Annotated in this window: 13 protein-coding genes; 9 read left to right on the top strand and 4 right to left on the bottom strand. The window is 67.9% G+C overall.

Annotation, left to right across the window (positions count from 1 at the left end; genetic code table 11):
• The first annotated feature begins 2 nt into the window (after positions 1 to 2).
• The 4 genes from ACTWJ5_RS28085 (at position 3) to ACTWJ5_RS28070 (ending at position 4,319) form a co-directional block, all read left to right on the top strand.
• Positions 3 to 1,238 carry a c-type cytochrome gene (locus ACTWJ5_RS28085; RefSeq protein WP_444436977.1) on the top strand — a complete coding sequence of 412 codons (1,236 nt, stop codon included), beginning with the start codon at positions 3 to 5 and terminating at the stop codon, positions 1,236 to 1,238.
• A gap of 1 nt (position 1,239) precedes the next feature.
• Positions 1,240 to 2,208: an XdhC family protein gene (locus ACTWJ5_RS28080; protein WP_249918700.1), complete on the top strand. Its 969-nt coding sequence runs from the start codon at positions 1,240 to 1,242 to the stop codon at positions 2,206 to 2,208.
• The gene (locus tag ACTWJ5_RS28075; protein WP_444436976.1) at positions 2,205 to 2,780 is read left to right on the top strand and encodes a nucleotidyltransferase family protein; all 576 of its coding nucleotides are present in this window, start codon (positions 2,205 to 2,207) and stop codon (positions 2,778 to 2,780) included. Before ACTWJ5_RS28080 ends, ACTWJ5_RS28075 begins: the two co-directional genes overlap by 4 nt.
• A gap of 561 nt (positions 2,781 to 3,341) precedes the next feature.
• Positions 3,342 to 4,319, top strand: a complete 978-nt coding sequence (locus tag ACTWJ5_RS28070; protein WP_444436200.1) for an IS110 family transposase — start codon at positions 3,342 to 3,344, stop codon at positions 4,317 to 4,319.
• Between the two features lie 146 nt (positions 4,320 to 4,465).
• Here ACTWJ5_RS28070 and ACTWJ5_RS28065 read toward each other — a convergent pair whose 3' ends face one another.
• The 3 genes from ACTWJ5_RS28065 to ACTWJ5_RS28055 all read right to left on the bottom strand — a co-directional run bounded on the left by ACTWJ5_RS28065 (position 4,466) and on the right by ACTWJ5_RS28055 (position 6,340).
• Positions 4,466 to 4,876 carry a type II toxin-antitoxin system VapC family toxin gene (locus ACTWJ5_RS28065; protein WP_009613158.1) on the bottom strand — a complete coding sequence of 137 codons (411 nt, stop codon included), beginning with the start codon at positions 4,874 to 4,876 and terminating at the stop codon, positions 4,466 to 4,468.
• Positions 4,873 to 5,133 carry an antitoxin gene (locus tag ACTWJ5_RS28060; RefSeq protein WP_253412216.1) on the bottom strand — a complete coding sequence of 87 codons (261 nt, stop codon included), beginning with the start codon at positions 5,131 to 5,133 and terminating at the stop codon, positions 4,873 to 4,875. Before ACTWJ5_RS28060 ends, ACTWJ5_RS28065 begins: the two co-directional genes overlap by 4 nt.
• Positions 5,134 to 5,215: 82 nt before the next feature.
• The gene (locus tag ACTWJ5_RS28055; protein ID WP_444439673.1) at positions 5,216 to 6,340 is read right to left on the bottom strand and encodes a methyltransferase; all 1,125 of its coding nucleotides are present in this window, start codon (positions 6,338 to 6,340) and stop codon (positions 5,216 to 5,218) included.
• A 128-nt stretch (positions 6,341 to 6,468) separates the two neighbouring features.
• Here ACTWJ5_RS28055 and ACTWJ5_RS28050 point away from each other — a divergent pair, with 128 nt between their 5' ends.
• Together ACTWJ5_RS28050 and ACTWJ5_RS28045 are read left to right on the top strand one after the other, a co-directional pair.
• Positions 6,469 to 7,245 (top strand): ferredoxin--NADP reductase, encoded by a 777-nt coding sequence (locus tag ACTWJ5_RS28050; protein WP_061562836.1) that lies wholly within the window; start codon positions 6,469 to 6,471, stop codon positions 7,243 to 7,245.
• Between the two features lie 188 nt (positions 7,246 to 7,433).
• On the top strand, positions 7,434 to 8,987 hold the full coding sequence (locus tag ACTWJ5_RS28045; protein WP_444436975.1) for a TerC family protein: 1,554 nt from the start codon (positions 7,434 to 7,436) through the stop codon (positions 8,985 to 8,987).
• A gap of 17 nt (positions 8,988 to 9,004) precedes the next feature.
• On the opposite strand, the gene mscL is transcribed toward ACTWJ5_RS28045, so the two are convergent.
• Positions 9,005 to 9,418 carry a large-conductance mechanosensitive channel protein MscL gene (mscL, locus tag ACTWJ5_RS28040; protein WP_301501267.1) on the bottom strand — a complete coding sequence of 138 codons (414 nt, stop codon included), beginning with the start codon at positions 9,416 to 9,418 and terminating at the stop codon, positions 9,005 to 9,007.
• A gap of 193 nt (positions 9,419 to 9,611) precedes the next feature.
• Here mscL and ACTWJ5_RS28035 point away from each other — a divergent pair, with 193 nt between their 5' ends.
• The 3 genes from ACTWJ5_RS28035 to radA all read left to right on the top strand — a co-directional run bounded on the left by ACTWJ5_RS28035 (position 9,612) and on the right by radA (position 11,643).
• Entirely contained in the window at positions 9,612 to 9,854 is a 243-nt protein-coding gene (locus ACTWJ5_RS28035) for a YdcH family protein (protein ID WP_074981193.1), read from the top strand.
• A 77-nt stretch (positions 9,855 to 9,931) separates the two neighbouring features.
• Complete coding sequence (locus ACTWJ5_RS28030) at positions 9,932 to 10,174, top strand: hypothetical protein (RefSeq protein ID WP_074981196.1); 243 nt, start codon at positions 9,932 to 9,934, stop codon at positions 10,172 to 10,174.
• A 95-nt stretch (positions 10,175 to 10,269) separates the two neighbouring features.
• The gene (gene radA, locus ACTWJ5_RS28025) at positions 10,270 to 11,643 is read left to right on the top strand and encodes a DNA repair protein RadA (protein ID WP_444436974.1); all 1,374 of its coding nucleotides are present in this window, start codon (positions 10,270 to 10,272) and stop codon (positions 11,641 to 11,643) included.
• Positions 11,644 to 12,158 lie beyond the last annotated feature (515 nt).

Raw genomic sequence — 12,158 nt, 5'->3', positions numbered from 1 at the left:
GCATGGCGCGACTGCTAACCGGCCTGCTGCTGAGCGCGGGCCTGGTCGCCGGCGCCCAGGCCGCCGACGCCGACCTGGTCAAGCGCGGCGAGTACCTGGCCCGCGCCGCCGACTGCATGGCCTGCCACACCGCGGCGCGCGGCGCGCCCTTCGCCGGCGGCCTGCCGATCGCCTCGCCGTTCGGCACCATCTACGGCAGCAACATCACCCCGGACAAGGACTACGGCATCGGCAACTACAGCGCCGACGACTTCTTCGCCGCCCTCACCGAGGGCAAGCGCAAGGACGGCGCCAACCTCTACCCGGCGATGCCCTACACCTCGTACCACCTGATCAGGCGCGAGGATTCCGACGCCATCCACGCCTACCTGATGACCGTCGAGCCGGTGCACCGCGCGGCGCCCGAGACCGCGCTGAGCTTCCCGTTCAACGTGCGCGCGGGGCTGGCCGGCTGGAACCTGCTGTACGGCAAGAGCGTCCAGCTGCAGAGCGTCGAGGGCAGGAGCGAGCCCTGGCAGCGCGGCCAGTACCTGGTGGAAGTGCTCGGCCACTGCGGCGAATGCCACACCCCGCGCAACGCCATCGGCGCGCTGCAGCAGGACAAGCGCCTGTCCGGCGCCCTGCTCAACGGCTACCTGGCGCCCAGCCTGCTGCCCGAGGACCTGGCCGCGCGCGGCTGGAACCACGCCGACCTGTCGGCCTTCCTCGAGCACGGCATGAGCGCCCAGGGCAGCATGTTCAACGAGATGTTCCCGGTGCTGCACCACAGCACCCAGCACCTGGACAGCGCCGACCTGCGGGCCATGGCCAGCTACCTGCTGGGCGACCAGCCGCCGGCGGCCAAGGTGGTGCAGGCGGTGGCTTATCCACAACTGTCCGCCAGCGCCAAGCGCGGCCGCCAGCAGTACCTCAACGTCTGCGCCGGCTGCCACGGCACCGAAGGCGAGGGCAAGCCGCACATCGCCGTGGCCATGCAGGGCAACACCACCCTGCGCCTGGCCGACTCGCGCAACCTGCTGCGGGTGATCGTCGACGGCATCGGCGAACAGCAGTTCGGCGGCTTCGAACGCATGCAGCCGATGCCCGGCTTCGCGGATAAACTGGATGACGCGCAACTCACCGATCTGCTCAACTACCTGCGTCAAAGCTGGGGCGGCCTGCCCGGCGACCTCGACGCCAAGGCGGTTGCGCAACTGAAGTCCGATGGTGTGCCGGTCCACGCCGGCAAGGCGATGTGAAGTGCAACATCTCGATCTGCAAGTGATTCGCCAGGCGCTGCGCTGGTCCCGGGAGGGCCAGCGCGTCTGGCTCTGCACCGTGCTCTTCACCTACGGCTCGGCGCCGCGCGCGCCGGGCTCGCTGCTGGCGGTGAACCAGGGCGGGCAGTGGGTGGGCTCGCTGTCCGGCGGCTGCGTCGAGGATGACTTCCTCGAACGCGTGGCCGCCGGGGAGTTCGCCGAGCCGGTGAAGGTGGTGCGCTACGGCGAAGGCGACGAGCGCAGCAACATCCGCCTGCCCTGCGGCGGCATCCTCGACGTGCTGGTGGAAAACCTGGCGCCGGACTGCGAAGTCCAGGCGCACCTGCGCGAACTGGAGGCGGCGCTGCTCGGCCAGCGCCGCCTGCTGCGCCGGGTGGACCTGGCCAGCGGCGCGCGCAGCCTGAACGACGACCACAGCCACGGCCCCCGGGTGGAACGCGACGCCGGCACGGTGCAGCTGCGCGTCGGCGCGGCCCAGCGCCTGCTGCTGGCCGGCTATTCCAGCGTGGCCCATGCCTGCGCCGAGTTCGGCAAGGGCCTGGGCTTCGAAGTGATCCTGTGCGATCCGCGCGAGGAAGCGCTGGATGGCGTCGAGCTGGACGGCATCGAGATTCGCCGCGAGCTGCCGTCGATCTTCATCGCCAACGGCGGCTGCCACGCCGATACCGCGGTGGTGGCGCTGACCCACGACCCGAAGATCGACGACCTGGCGATGCTCGAAGCGGTGCGCACCGAAGCTTTCTACATCGGCGTGATGGGCTCGCGCACCACCTCGGCCAGGCGCATGGAGCGCCTGGAGCGCGTCGGCGGCCTGGGCGAGGCGGAGCTGGCGCGCATCCACGCGCCCATCGGCCTCAACCTGGGCAGCAAGACCCCGGCGGAAATCGCCCTGGCGGTGCTCGCCGACATCCTCCGCACCCGCAGCGGCATCCAGCGCGAAAGCCTGTGACGACCGTCGCGCTGCTGCTGGCGGCCGGCTTCGGCCGGCGCTTCGGCGCCGACAAGCGCCTGGCGCGCCTGGCCGATGGCCGTGGTTTGCTGGCGGCGAGCCTGGCCAATGCCCGCGAGGCGTTCGACGAGGTCTGCGTGGTGCTGCGCCCGGAGGATGATGCGGCGGTGCTTGGCGTACCTGTGGATATCTCCGTCGTGCGCTGCGCGGAGGCGGAATCCGGCCTGGGCCACAGCCTCGCCGCCGGCGTCGCCGCGCTGGCCGACAACCCGGCCACCAGCGTGGCGATCCTGCTCGCCGACATGCCCTGGATAGCACCGCAAACCCTGCGCCTGCTGGCTTCGCAAGCCAGCGAGCAGCGCATCGTCTTCCCCCTGCACCAAGGCCAACGCGGCCACCCGGTCCTCTTCGGCCGCGCCTTCTGGCCGGAACTCCGTACCCTGCAAGGCGACGAAGGCGCCCGCACGGTGCTGCAAGCCCACCGCGAAGCCTGGCACCCCATCGAAGTGGGCGACCCCGGCGTCCTACGCGACGTAGACACCCCCGCGTCCCTAACGCCCGGCTCTTCGTAGGAGCGAGCTTGCTCGCGAACCGCTACAGGCACGGCATGGTTCGCGAGCAAGCTCGCTCCTACAAGGGAATGCCGCAGCTGGGGCAGCGTAGGAGCGGATCTCATCCGCGAATCGCGCCGATACGTCCGGCTATCGCGGACAAGGTCCGCTCCTACGAGGGAGGCATACCGTGCCTGCCGGCAACCTGTAGGAGCGGGCCCTGCCCGCGATTCGCGCGCAGGGCGCGCTCCTACAGGGACACGGCGTGGCTGGGGCAGCGTAGGAGCGGATCTCATCCGCGAAACGCGCCGATATGTCCGGCTATCGCGGACAAGGTCCGCTCCTTGTATGTCGACGACCCGCCATAACGGCGGGTAGTCTCCGGCTGATCACCGGAAGGAAGACCAGGAAGACGTGTCCGCTCCTAGGCTACGAGCCTGCACTGTAGATAGTCTCCTGCCTTCCCAATCCACTCGTGAGTCCGAACGGTATCTGGAGCCCCACCCCGGTGGTAGCTCGTATAGGCAAGGTTGGATGGAGTGGAGTGCTGATGATGTAAAGCTGTAAGAGGTAGCAGGAGTTATGGCCATCGTAGTTGGCGTGGATATCGCCAAGAAAACTTTCGACATTGCGGTTCTGCAGAGCAATGGCAAATACCGCACCAAAGGCAATCTGAGCAACGATCAGTCGGGCTTCAGCGTCTTTGACCAGTGGCTGCAAAAACATGCCGAGCCAGGGGCGTGGGTGGTGATGGAAGCCACCAACATCTATCACGAAGCTCTGGGCGATTATCTGTTGGCCCGGGGATATCGTGTCTGCGTGATGAATCCGGCACGTATCGCCAGCTATGCGCAAAGCCAGTTGCAACGGGTCAAGACCGACAAGGTCGACGCCAAGTTGATCGCCCTCTACGGCGCTCGGCATGCCGAGGATCTCCAGCTCTGGCAGCCGGACCCGGTGAGCGTGCGGCAACTCCGTGCGCTGGTACGGCGCTACGAAGAGCTCAAGGAGCTGTTCCAGATGGAAATCAACCGCCTGGAAACCGCCAAGAGCGACGTGGTGAAAGAGTCGATCCTGTCGGTCTCGGCCCATCTGGAACAGCAGATTGAACAGACGCTGGAAGCGATTCGCCAACATATCGACAACGATCCTGACTTGCGGGGCAAGCGCGATCTGCTGACGAGTATCGAGGGTATCAGCGACAAAACTGCAGCCCTGTTGCTGGCCGAACTTGGATCAATCAGCCGCTTCGAGAGTGCCCGGGCGGTCGTGGCTTTTGCAGGACTCAATCCGAGGCTCAGGGAATCCGGCCAACACAAGGGCCAGGTGAGGATCTCAAAGATCGGCTCACGCCTCTTGCGGGCAGGCCTGTTCATGCCAGCCATCTGTGCCATGAGCCATAACCAGGCGATACGGGCACTGCGTTTACGGCTCGAGGAGAAAGGCAAAGCGGGTAAACAGATCATCTGTGCTGCCATGCGCAAGCTGCTGCAGATCGCCTATGGCGTCCTCAAGTCGGGCCAGCCATACAATGTGGAACTGGCCCTTGCTCGAGGCTAGGTGACACGGTATCTACGGGGGAGGAATACCGTGCCTCCCGGTAACCTGTAGGAGCGGGCCCTGCCCGCGATTCGCGCGCAGGGCGCGCTCCTACAGGGACGCGGCGCGGCTGGGGCAGCGTAGCAGCGGACTCCGTCCACGATGTCCTACTCGGCAGCCCAATCTTCCAGGCACAGCCCGTCGATGCGTTCGAACTCGCGGGTGTTGTGCGTCACCAGGGTCGCCTCCAGCGCCAGGGCGTGGCAGGCGATCCATAGGTCGTTGGCGCCGATCGGCGTGCCGGCCAGCTTGAGGCGGGTGAACTGCGTCGCGTAGTGCTCGCACAGGCGTGGGGTACCGTCGTAGACCACCGGCACCTGGCGCGTCAGGCGCTCCAGCTGGCGCAGGACCTCGCTGCGCCGGGTGCTGCGTTCGGCGCCCTTGAGCAGTTCTGCGTAGGTGAAGAAGGACATGCACAGGCCGGCGTCGGCGGGCAGGGCGTTGACCCGTCGGGCCACGGATTCCGGGCGGTTCTTCAGCAGGTAGATGAGGATGTTGGTGTCGAGCAGGTATTTCACAGCTCTTCCCGCTCCTGCATCGGCGGCTGTTCGCGCTGCCCTTCCTCCAGCGCTTCGATGAACGCCTCGTCGAAGCCGGACAGCGCCTGCAGCAACGCCTCGCCGCGGTCCTCGGGCAATGGGTGGATGACCAGGTCGCCATTGGCTTGGCGGCGGATCTCCACGCGGCTGGCGTCCAGGCGGAACTCCTGGGGAATGCGCACCGCCTGGCTGTTGCCGTTCATGAAGACGCGGCTGGGGAGTGTGGGCGAGGACATGGCAAGGACCTCCACAGATATGTGTGTACAGCTGTGTGTGTATCCTGCGCCGCCGCCCCGCAGAAGGCAATGACCGTCGGTCCTACTTGCTCGCCTTGAGCACCACGAACTTCGGGTTCGCCGCCACCTGCTCTACGCCGCGGAACAGGCGCTTGAGCTTGGCGTGGTAGCCCAGGTGGCGGTTGCCGACTATCCACAGCTGGCCGCCAGTGACCAGCGCGTGGCGGGCCTGCTGGAACATGCGCCAGGCGAGGAAGTCGCCGACCACCTGCTGCTGGTGGAAGGGCGGGTTGCACAGCACCACGTCCAGCGAGTCCGCCGGCTGTCCGGCCAGGCCGTCGGCGGCGTGGAATTCCGCCTCGCGTTCGCCCAGGGCGGCGCGCCAGTTCTCGCGGGCCGACTGCACAGCCATGAAGGATTCGTCCACCAGGCTGTAGTGGGCCTCCGGGTTGGCCAGGGCGCTGGCGATGGCGAGCACGCCGTTGCCGCAGCCCAGGTCCGCTACCCGCGCCCGGCCCAGGCCGCGCGGCAGGTGCGGGAGGAAGGCGCGGGTGCCGATGTCCAGGCCTTCGCGGCAGAACACGTTGGCATGGTTGAGCAGTTCCAGCTTCGGCTCGTCCAGCGTGTAGCGGCTGGGGTAGGGCGAGGCGACCGGGGCTTTATCCACAGGCGTGGCGAACAGCAGGCGGGCCTTCTTTTCGGCCAGCGAGGCCTGCACCGGGCCGATGTATTTTTCCAGCAGGTCGCCGGCGGCGCGCGGCAGGTGCTTGACCATGGCCCCGGCGATCACCCGCGCGCCCGGCGCCAGGCGGCCGTGCAGGCGGATCAGCTGTTCCTCCAGCAGGGCCAGGGTCTTGGGCACCCGCAGCAGCACCAGGTTGAAGGGCCCCGCCGGGGTTTCGCTGGCCGGGACGAATATCACGGCGTCCTCCGCCAGGCCGTTGCGCGCCAGGTTCTTGCCCAGGGCCTGGCCGGCGAGGAAGGAGTCGCCGCTGCTGGTCACCTGCGCGTGCCCGGCCAGGCCCGCGGCCAGGGCGCCGAAGGCATCGTTGAGCACCAGCACCCGGCAATCGCCGGCCAGGCCGTCGGCGGCCACCTGGCGCAGCAGGTATTCGTCGGCGGCGTCGAAGGCTTGCAGCGGGTCGTTGCGTTGCTCCGGCTGGCGGATCAGGTCGAGTTCGGCGAAGGGCGTGTGGAAGGTCGGCATGGGCATCGCTTTTTCGTTGCGCCAGGTCAGGCCGGCCGCGGTTTGAGGCAAAGGCCCTGATATCTGACGGTGTTTCTCGCTCTTGCGATGGGAGAAACTGTAGGTAGAGATTGGATCGGGAGCGGAGTATGACCGCCAGCGAAGAGAAGTTCACCCGTCAGACGCTGCTCGACGTGCAGACGCTGACCCCCAGCCTGTTCACCCTGCGCACCACCCGCGACGCGGGCTTTCGCTTCCGCGCCGGGCAGTTCGCCCGCCTGGGCGTGTACAAGCCCAGCGGTAGCATCGTCTGGCGCGCCTATTCGATGGTCTCGGCGCCCCACGACGAGCACCTGGAGTTCTTCTCCATCGTGGTGCCGGGCGGGGAGTTCACCAGCGAGCTGAGCCGCCTGCGCGAGGGCGACCAGTTGCTGGTCGACCGCCAGGCCTTCGGCTTCCTCACCCTCGACCGCTTCCCCGACGGCCGCGACCTCTGGCTGCTGGCCACCGGCACCGGGCTTGCGCCCTTCCTGTCGATCCTCCAGGACTTCGAGGTGTGGGAGCGCTTCGAGACCATCAAGCTGGTCTACAGCGCCCGCGAGGAAAAGGAGCTGGCCTATCGCGAGCTGATCGCCGGCCTGGCCGGGCGCGACTACCTGGCCGAGCACGCGCACAAGCTGCAGTTCATCCCCGTGGTCACCCGCGAGCAGGTGCCCGGCTGCCTGGGCGCGCGCATCACCACGCTGATCGAGAACGGCGAGCTGGAACGCGCCGCCGGCCTGGAACTCACCCCCGAGCATTCGCGGGTGATGCTCTGCGGCAACCCGCAGATGATCGAGGACACCCGCACGGCGCTGAAGACCCGCGGCATGAGCCTGGCGCTGACGCGCAAGCCCGGGCAGATCGCCGTGGAGAACTACTGGTAGGCAAGATTTGGAAAAGATTGCCCGCTTAAGGGGCGGGCGTCTTTGCCCTTAGGATGGCCGTCCATCCATAGCCCCTGGAACCCCATGGACTGCCACACGAGCGAGCCGCCCCCGGCGGCCGACGACCCCTTCGGTAATACCTTCCCCCACACCCTCGCCGCGCCCCAGCGCGCGCCCCGGAGCTGACCATGGAGTGGCTCCTGGACCCTACGGCCTGGCTCGGCCTGCTCACCCTGATCCTGCTGGAGCTGGTGCTGGGCATCGACAACCTGGTGTTCATCGCCATCCTCGCCGACAAGCTGCCGCCGCAGCTGCGCGACCGCGCCCGGCTGATCGGCCTGTCGCTGGCGCTGCTGATGCGCCTGGGCCTGCTGGCCAGCATCTCCTGGCTGGTGACCCTCACCGAACCGCTGTTCGAGGTGTTCGGCAAGGCCTTCTCCGGGCGTGACCTGATCATGCTGTTCGGCGGCCTGTTCCTGCTGTTCAAGGCCACCCTGGAATTGCACGAGCGCCTCGAGGGCCGCGTGCACAAGGCTGGCGGCGCGCGGGTCTACGCCGCGTTCTGGCCGGTGGTGGCGCAGATCGTGGTGCTCGACGCGGTGTTCTCCCTGGACGCGGTGATCACTGCCGTGGGCATGGTCGAGCAGCTGGAAGTGATGATGATCGCCGTGGTCTTCTCCATGGCCCTGATGATGGTCGCCAGCAAGCCGCTGACCGCCTTCGTCAACGCCCACCCCACGGTGATCATGCTGTGCCTGGGCTTCCTCATGATGATCGGCTTCAGCCTCACCGCCGAGGGCCTGGGCTTCCACATCCCGAAGGGTTACCTGTACGCCGCCATCGGCTTCTCTATCCTCATCGAGCTGGCCAACCAGGTGGTGCGCTGGCGCCGCCGGCGCAGCCTGCAGGGCAGCCGCGGCCCGCGCGAGCGCACGCGCTACGCGGTGCTGCGCCTGCTGGGCGGCAAGGTGGAGGCCGACGAGGTGGGCGAGGAAATCGCCGACATGCTGGGCGAAGAGCCGGCCGACGCGCCCTTCGACCGCCGCGAGCGGGTGCTCATCAGCGGCGTGCTGGAGCTGGCCGAGCGCTCCATCCGCTCGGTGATGACCGAACGCACCGAGGTGCACCGCATCGACCTGGATGCCGATGCCGCTCAGACGCGCCAGGTGCTGCTGGATTCGCCCTACTCGCGCCTGCTGGTGATCCGCGCCGGCCAGGTCGATGAGCCGCTGGGCTACGTGCACAAGAAGGAACTGCTGAAGGCCATCCTCGCCGGCCGCCAGCCGGACATCGAGCCGCTGCTGCGGGCGCCGCTGAACCTGCCGGACAGCTGCAGCGTGCTCGGCGCCCTGGAACAGATGCGCCAGGCCTCGACCCACGTGGCCTTCGTGGTCAACGAGTTCGGCGGCTTCGAGGGCCTGCTGACGCTGACCGACATTCTCCAGGCGATCGCCGGCGAACTGCCGGACGCCAGCGAGATGACCGGCCCGGACATCGAGAAGGGCAGCGATGGCTGGCGCGTGCGCGGCGCCACCACCCTGGCGTTGCTGGCCGAGCGCATCGGCTTCCGCGGCCAGGCGCCGGAGGATTGCCGCACCCTGGGCGGCCTGGCGCTGCACCTGCTGGACCGCCTGCCGACGGCCGGTGACGAACTGGAGCACCGCGGCTGGCGCCTGCGGGTGCTGGAAGTGAAGGAGCGGCGCGTCGAGCGCCTGTTGCTGCAACCGCCGCGCGCCGCCTGACGGCGCGCGGGGTTGGTTCAGCTGCGGTTCTGCTGGCTCTTCAGCAGGTCGCGGATCTCGGTCAGCAGCACTTCCTCGGGCGTCGGCGCCGGCGGCGCTTCGGGGGCGGCGGCCTCTTCGCGCTTGAGCCGGTTGATGGCCTTCACGCCCATGAAGATGGCGAAGGCGACGATCAGGAAGTCCAGGCAGGTCTGGATGAACTTGCCGTAGGCCAGCACCACCGCCGGGACGTCGCCCTCGGCGGCCTTGAGGGTGATGGCCAGGTCGGAGAAGTCGACCCCGCCGATCAGCAGGCCGATCGGCGGCATGATCACGTCGCCGACGAAGGACGAGACGATCTTGCCGAAGGCGGCCCCGATGATGATACCGACGGCCATGTCGACCACGTTGCCTTTGACGGCAAAGGCCTTGAACTCGCTAAGCAGACTCATGCACAGACTCCTTGTAGGGATAGAGAGGGACAGGGGGGAGTTTAGCGGCCGCGCCGGCGTTGAACACTCCCCCCCGAGCCGCCATGGACAGCCGCCAGCGCAAAAGTTCCGGCATGACCGGCGGCGCTGGGCGAAATTCGGTGGTGGTCTAGGCTGAAGGGAATCATCCACCCACGCAGTAAGGAGGACCGCCATGCCGCTGGAGCACCATCCCCTGGCCCGTGAGTTTCCCGATCAGCGCGCCAAGATCGCCAAGCTCATCGGCGAGAACAGCCATTTCACCCGCCTGGCCGGCACCTACGAGGAGCTGGACCGGCGCATCTACGACATCGAGGACGGGCGCGAGCCGCTGGATGACCTGGCGCTGAACAACCTCAAGCTGCAGCGGGTCGCCCTGAAGGACGAGATCGCCGAACTGTTGCAGCGTTCAGCCTGAGCTTGATCGATATCAAGGGGGCTCGCCGAGGTCGGGCGTAGTCTTCGGACATCCTTTTCTACTGCTGGTGATTCGCCATGCGTAAAGAGCAGCGTCCCCTCGGCAAGACCCTCCGCAAGCAGGCCAAGACCCCCTTCGACCCGCGCCGGGCCCAGGAGCGCCTGGTGCGCCTGAAACTGCAGTACGAATTGCTGGACCAGCGCATCAGCCGGGTGGAGGAGGGGATCGAGCGCCCCGACTGCACCCTGGCCTCGCTGATCATGCGTCGCGAAGGCCTGCGCTACGACATGGAGAGCCAGTACCGCCTGCTGGCGGGCTGATCCTCCGGCGACATCCGTCGGCCACTGCCGCGCCGGGCTGAAGCGCCCGGCGCGAACCGCTATGATGCGGGCTTTGTCTTCGACGGAGTCCGCCCATGGCCAAGGCCAAGCGCATGTACGGCTGCACCGAGTGCGGCGCCACCTTCCCCAAATGGGCCGGTCAGTGCGCCGACTGCGGCGCCTGGAACACCCTGGTGGAGACCGTCGTCGACACCACGCCCACCGGCGGTTCCGCTGGTTCCGGGCGCGGCGGCTGGGCCGGGCAGCAGGCCAACATCAAGACTCTGGCGGAAGTCAGCGTCGAGGAGATGCCGCGCTTCAGCACCGCCTCCAACGAACTCGACCGCGCCCTGGGCGGCGGCCTGGTGGACGGCTCCGTCGTGCTGATCGGTGGCGACCCGGGCATCGGCAAGTCGACCATCCTCCTGCAGACCCTGTGCAGCATCGCCAGCCGCATGCCGGCGCTCTACGTCACCGGCGAGGAGTCGCAGCAGCAGGTGGCCATGCGCGCGCGGCGCCTGGGCCTGCCGGAAGACAAGCTCAAGGTCATGACCGAGACCTGCATCGAAAGCATCATCGCCACCGCTCGCCACGAGCAGCCCAAGGTGATGGTGATCGACTCCATCCAGACCATCTTCACCGAACAGCTGCAATCGGCCCCCGGCGGCGTCGCCCAGGTGCGCGAGAGCGCCGCGCTGCTGGTGCGCTTCGCCAAGCAGAGCGGCACGGCGATCTTCCTGGTCGGCCACGTCACCAAGGAAGGCGCCCTGGCCGGCCCGCGGGTGCTGGAGCACATGGTCGACACCGTGCTGTATTTCGAGGGAGAGTCCGACGGCCGCCTGCGCCTGCTGCGGGCGGTGAAGAACCGCTTCGGCGCGGTCAACGAACTGGGCGTGTTCGCCATGACCGACCGCGGCCTGAAGGAGGTCTCCAACCCCTCGGCGATCTTCCTCACCCGCGCCCAGGAGTCGGTGCCCGGCAGCGTGGTCATGGCCACCTGGGAGGGCTCGCGGCCGATGCTGGTGGAGGTGCAGGCGCTGGTCGACACCAGCCACCTGGCCAACCCGCGGCGCGTCACCCTGGGCCTGGACCAGAACCGCCTGGCCATGCTGCTGGCGGTGCTGCACCGCCACGGCGGCATTCCCACCTACGACCAGGACGTGTTCCTCAACGTGGTGGGCGGGGTGAAGGTGCTGGAAACCGCGTCGGACCTGGCGCTGATGGCGGCGGTGATGTCCAGCCTGCGCAACCGGCCGCTGGATCATCAGTTGCTGGTGTTCGGCGAGGTCGGCCTGTCCGGCGAGGTGCGCCCGGTGCCCAGCGGCCAGGAGCGCCTGAAGGAAGCCGCCAAGCACGGCTTCAAGCGCGCCATCGTGCCCCAGGGCAACGCCCCCAAGGAGGCCCCGCCGGGGCTGCAGGTGATCCCGGTGACGCGCCTGGAGCAGGCGCTGGATGCGTTGTTCGAATAGCCAGCGCCGAGTTGCCCTTCGTAGGAGCGAGGGGGACGCCTAGTTCTTGCTCGCGAACAGATTCCGTAGCGGGGCTCATTCGCGAGCAAGCTCGCTCCTACGAAAAGCCGTGTTCGCCCATACGGTAGGAGCGGGCCCTGCCCGCGATTTCGCGCGCAGGGCGCGCTCCTACAGGGGAATGGCGCAGGTGGGGCGGCGTAGGCGGATCTCATCCGCGAATCGCGCCGATAGTTCCGGCTATCGCGGACAAGGTCCGCTCCTACGGGGGAGGAATGCCGTGCTACCCAGCGAACTGTAGGAGCGGGCCCTGCCCGCGATTTCGCGCGCAGGGCGCGCTCCTACAGGGGAATGGCGCAGGTGGGGCGACGTAGGCGGATCTCATCCGCGAATCGCGCCGATAGTTCCGGCTATCGCGGACAAGGTCCGCTCCGGGGGAGGAATGCCGTGCTACCCAGCGAACTGTAGGAGCGGGCCCTGCCCGCGATTCGCGCGCAGGGCGCGCTCCTACAGGGGAA

It is taken from the genome of Pseudomonas sp. A6 (genome assembly GCF_052367875.1).
Taxonomy (GTDB): domain Bacteria; phylum Pseudomonadota; class Gammaproteobacteria; order Pseudomonadales; family Pseudomonadaceae; genus Pseudomonas; species Pseudomonas citronellolis.
Note: the sequence above shows the minus strand (reverse complement) of the source record. Positions and strands in the feature narration are given on the sequence as shown.

Bases quoted from the DNA above. Each gene is read 5' to 3' on its own strand.
- ACTWJ5_RS28045 (WP_444436975.1), top strand. From the start codon at position 7,434: ATGGAGTGGCTCCTGGACCCTACGGCCTGGCTCGGCCTGCTCACCCTG.
- mscL (WP_301501267.1), bottom strand. From the start codon at position 9,418: ATGAGTCTGCTTAGCGAGTTCAAGGCCTTTGCCGTCAAAGGCAACGTG.
- ACTWJ5_RS28085 (WP_444436977.1), top strand. From the start codon at position 3: ATGGCGCGACTGCTAACCGGCCTGCTGCTGAGCGCGGGCCTGGTCGCC.
- radA (WP_444436974.1), top strand. From the start codon at position 10,270: ATGGCCAAGGCCAAGCGCATGTACGGCTGCACCGAGTGCGGCGCCACC.
- ACTWJ5_RS28055 (WP_444439673.1), bottom strand. From the start codon at position 6,340: ATGCCGACCTTCCACACGCCCTTCGCCGAACTCGACCTGATCCGCCAG.
- ACTWJ5_RS28035 (WP_074981193.1), top strand. From the start codon at position 9,612: ATGCCGCTGGAGCACCATCCCCTGGCCCGTGAGTTTCCCGATCAGCGC.
- ACTWJ5_RS28070 (WP_444436200.1), top strand. From the start codon at position 3,342: ATGGCCATCGTAGTTGGCGTGGATATCGCCAAGAAAACTTTCGACATT.
- ACTWJ5_RS28030 (WP_074981196.1), top strand. From the start codon at position 9,932: ATGCGTAAAGAGCAGCGTCCCCTCGGCAAGACCCTCCGCAAGCAGGCC.
- ACTWJ5_RS28050 (WP_061562836.1), top strand. From the start codon at position 6,469: ATGACCGCCAGCGAAGAGAAGTTCACCCGTCAGACGCTGCTCGACGTG.
- ACTWJ5_RS28060 (WP_253412216.1), bottom strand. From the start codon at position 5,133: ATGTCCTCGCCCACACTCCCCAGCCGCGTCTTCATGAACGGCAACAGC.